Source organism: Mycoplasmopsis felis ATCC 23391, assembly GCF_000701865.1.
Classification (GTDB): Bacteria; Bacillota_I; Bacilli_A; order Mycoplasmatales; family Metamycoplasmataceae; genus Mycoplasmopsis; species Mycoplasmopsis felis.
The window spans coordinates 1-4,643 of sequence record NZ_JNKA01000035.1; the positions used below are offsets into that span (position 1 = coordinate 1).

Annotated in this window: 1 protein-coding gene and 1 pseudogene; both read left to right on the top strand. The window is 24.6% G+C overall.

Annotated elements, in window-relative coordinates; all coding sequences use genetic code 4:
* A pseudogene (locus T405_RS03405) lies at positions 1 to 254 on the top strand (hypothetical protein); the annotation flags it as partial.
* 149 nt (positions 255 to 403) lie between these two features.
* Positions 404 to 4,312 carry a hypothetical protein gene (locus T405_RS03410; RefSeq protein WP_036431275.1) on the top strand — a complete coding sequence of 1,303 codons (3,909 nt, stop codon included), beginning with the start codon at positions 404 to 406 and terminating at the stop codon, positions 4,310 to 4,312.
* Positions 4,313 to 4,643 lie beyond the last annotated feature (331 nt).

Here is a 4,643-nt window from a genome sequence, read left to right on the forward strand (position 1 = left end):
TTCTACTTTGTTTTGTAACATTGTTTGTATTTAAAATGATTAAAAAATTAGTTAATGATTTTTACAAAAAATGAGGAGTAATAGATAAGCTAACAGATACCATTCTTATTAATTTAATTAAAAATTTAAATAAAACAGCTTTAATTGATAATTACAGTCAAACAACATTAAATGTATGAAAAAATATAGATACCGATTCAACTATTAGTTGAAAATTCTTTAATGAGTTCTTAAATTACATAATAAATTCTTAAAATCGCAAGTAAAAAAATAAACGTTTTTCCCTATATTTAAGGGTGAAAACGTTTATTTTTTTCTTTAACTGGGAAACTCAGAAAAAACTAGTTTTTTTTTTTTTTTGTAAAATACTTCAATTAAGATAAAAAACAAGAGGAAATATTTTATGAAAAAGAGAAATTTATTAATATCTAGTGCCATTTTAGGTGGACTAGTATTGGGAACAGCTATTATAGTTCCAAGTGTTTTATTGACAAAAAAAAGTCCAAAAACACCAAGCAATCTAAATAGTGAGGGTTCAGAAGGAATTTCACAAACAAAAACAAATTTTAAAACTGAAGTTAATTCTCATACTCAATTTGAAAGTTCTCTTAGTGATAATAGGTTTAGTTCTATTAAAACTAAATATGAACAATTAAAAGCAAAAACATTAAAGTTAATTGAAGAATCAAATAATGATGCTTCATTACAACAAGCAATAACAGAATTCCGTAGTGAATTAGAAAAATTAAAAAAAGAAAAAGAAGCAATTGAATTTAATGTTTTAAGCAAAAACGAAAAAAAACAAAAAGTATTAGAATTAATTAGTTCAGAAATAAGTTCAACAGAAAAATTTATAAAAGGAGAGTTAAACAATCCTCAATATAATGACATTAAAAATAACTTAGAAAATGTACTTAATGAATTAAGAGCAATTCAAAATAATTCAAATAATAAGTCATTTGATATGTTAAAACAAGAATTAGAGAAATTAGGTTCTGCTGTATCAAATGCACAAACTGAATTAACTAATAGAAAAATATCAAAAACTAATTTATCAAATAAACTAAGTGAAGCAATTAGTTATTTAGCAACATTAACAAAAAACAGATACAAAGAATTTAAAGCAACTTTACAATCAGTAATTCAAAATACACAAGCATTAAATGGTAATACAAGTAAAACAACAGAAGAATTAGTTAATGGTTTAAAAACACTAGAAGAATCATTAACTAATGCTTATAAAAAACAAAGAGAATTAGACAATTATTCTATTAATTTTACTGCTAATAATCCACAAATAATTGATGTTCAAACATCAGGCGATGCTGTGAAATATAAAGAAGTATTATTTGAAATAACTTCTGATATAGAATTAGATTCTCCGGATGATATTGGAAGTACTTTAATTATTAATTCTCAAGATGTTTTAATTACAAATAAATCATTTAAAGGTTTAACAAACAAAGTTATTACAGCTAAATTTAAGGTGTATGAAAACGATACTTATCAAATTTCAGGCTTAAGAGATTTAAATAGAAATTTTGGTAGCATTCTTTCTCATACTGTTTCAGGCTTTGCACAAAGCACAGGAATAGTCGAACAAAATCCAAATACAAATAATCAATCTACAAAACCAACAATTGAATCTGTAGAAACTCCATCAAATAATGTATATAATGAATTATCTACAGTATTTGAAGAATGAAACGTTCTTAATTTATACGAACCTAAATATTATTTATATTTAATAGATGGAGAAAAAGTAGCAAAATATTTACCAAAAGTTATTAGTTATAATGGTAAAAAATATGAACTACCTACAAATGCATCAATAACTGAACCAACAGTTCCAGAATCAGAAAAAGATAAAAAAATTAAAACCTTAGAATTTCAACAAACATATAATTTAAAAACAAATCAAAGTGAATTAACTTTAGAAACATCAGAAACAGAAAGGACTGCAGCAACACATGCTCCTGAAGGATCAATTCAATTTACATTTGTAATTCAATATTTAGATTATTCTAAAGAAAATAATATTCCTTTATTTAATAATTTATTAGATGTAAATAGAGATCAAAGTAATAATGCTTATTCAAGAAATCCACTTAGTGGACAAGATAGAAATGGTGCTGGACCACATGAAGTTATAGATGGAAAATTAACTAAGAGTTGGGCTAATTCAAATGATAATAAGAGAAATCAAAGTGATGATAATGTTATTAAAAATAGATTTGTTTTTAATGTAAAAAATAATCAAACTTTATTACTAACTCATTTAGATTTATATATTAGTGATGCAGGAACAAAAGCAAACAATTATGTTTTACCTGCAGAATTCTTTGTAGAAGTTTCTCAAGATGGAACAAATTATGAAAGAGTTAAGCACCAAAATGTATCTACACCAACAGAAGTAGGAACATTTGAAAGTAATACTTTAAAACAAACAAGTGGGCTTGCTGATGTACAAGGAATTACAGATGTAAAAACATTAAGAATTAATTTTGAACCAATCTTAGCTAAATATATTAAGTTCCAATGAAAGCCTAGACCAGTAGTTGAAAATAACAATGCACAAAGCAATAGTCATTATTCATGAGGATTGGCAGAAGTGAGATTCTACGCAGTAAATGAACAATTAGAAACCCTAAAACAAACATATTTAGTTAAAGAAACAGAAAAAACAAATATTTTAGATAAATTAACTACATTAATTGATTATTACAAAAACTTAACTGATACATCTACAAATAGATATGCAGTAGTTATTGAAAAAAGTAAACAATTAAGTAATCAACTAACTAATCAAAAAGAATTACTTAAATCTCAAAATCCAGAAACATTTAAGGCAAATATTTCAAAATACATTGAATCAGTGAAAGAATTTGAAAGTGATTTAACAAAATCAAATTCACAAAATTTAAATAATAATTTTGATATTGAAGAAGGTCTAAAAGCAACAAGAACTTTATTAAAAGACTTATATACATATTTGCCAACAGTATCTGCATTTACAGATAACCAATATGCAAATAAAGTTAAAGATATAATTACTAAATTAGAAAAATTAAATAATTCAACTAATAAAACAAAAACATCATTATTTAATGCATATGATAAATTACAAAATGATTTTGAGAATCTTAAATCTCAATTTAATGATGTTTTAACAAAACAAAGCATTATATCTGTAGAAGAAGATTCATTTAAAGTTAAAACAATAGGAACAGAGAAATACGAAGTATCACTAGATATTTTAATACATCATATTAAACAAAATGAAACAGGTGTATTTAAATTAAATAATGAAGCAGTTCAAGGTATAACTGTTTCAGAAATTGAATTTAATACATTAGTTCCTCAAACAGAAAGAACCGTAAATAATTTACCATTAAGAAAAACATTGAAGTTTACTATAACAGGACAACCAGAAAGATTGTCAACCATTTCATTTGATAAAGTATTATTAGGAACAAATGTAATACATTCATTAGATCAAAGAAAAGAATTAAAATTACAAAAATTAGAAAGTGCTGCAACTAACTTTACAAGATCATATGATATTAAAACTAAAACATACAAATATGGTTTTGAACTACCTGAAGGATTATCATTAGGTGATAATCTGCAAAAAATGGTTGAATTTAAACTTCAAAATAATGAAGTTAAGAAATTTAATTTATTATCAGAAAATAATACATATTCATTCTTTGCTCAAGCAGTGCTAAAACAAAACAATCAAGAACAAAATGATAATTCATTATATTTAACTGAATTAAGTATTAATTTTGATGGAACAGAAAACGGTTATAAAAATATCTTAAGAACTCAAGAAAATACTGATATAACCTGAATGCCCGAAAATCCAAAATGACATTTAAAAGATGTAGATTTAATTTTCACTGACGTCTTTACTGAATTAGGAAATAATCCTAATCAATCAAAAGTTAATTTAAGAATAGGTTTTACTGTTAAAAATCCAGAACTATTAGTTAAAACAAATTCACCTATGAATATTCTAGCTTCCTCTGGTGCTTGATTGACTTTATACACCGGAAGTGTCATAAGTACAACTGATCCACAAAAAGAAACAGAATCATTTATTAGTATCTGGTATGCAGTAAATAGAAATACTCCATATAATCCTCAAGGATTTAAAGTTAGTTATATTAGTGTTGGTTTTGAAAAAAATAATTATAGATCAACAGAATTGACATATCGTGCTAATAAATTAAACTTTAAACAAGGGGAAGGATATACAGATTCTGTAAAGGATAATAATACAAGAAATAACAGTTCAACTAGCTCATAAAAAATAATTTATTAATAAAAATATTCGGATAATCTAAAGGTGGACAAAAAAGTTAACATGGCAATGTTAGCTTTTTTGTCCACCTTTGAGGGGATATATCCCCTCAAAAAAATCAAAAAAAAAGGAGAAGTATATCAAGTAATTTAAAAGCAGAAGAGTTTTACAAAATATATCAAGAATATAATAGTACAGGGGTACATGGTGCTTTAAAGATGTTGTTTAAAATTTCACCAAAAGTTCAAAATAACAAAAAGAAGAATAATGTTTGAAGAATTAAAAAAATTATTAATCATTATAATTTAGGTATGGAAGATTTATTAGTGACTAAAAG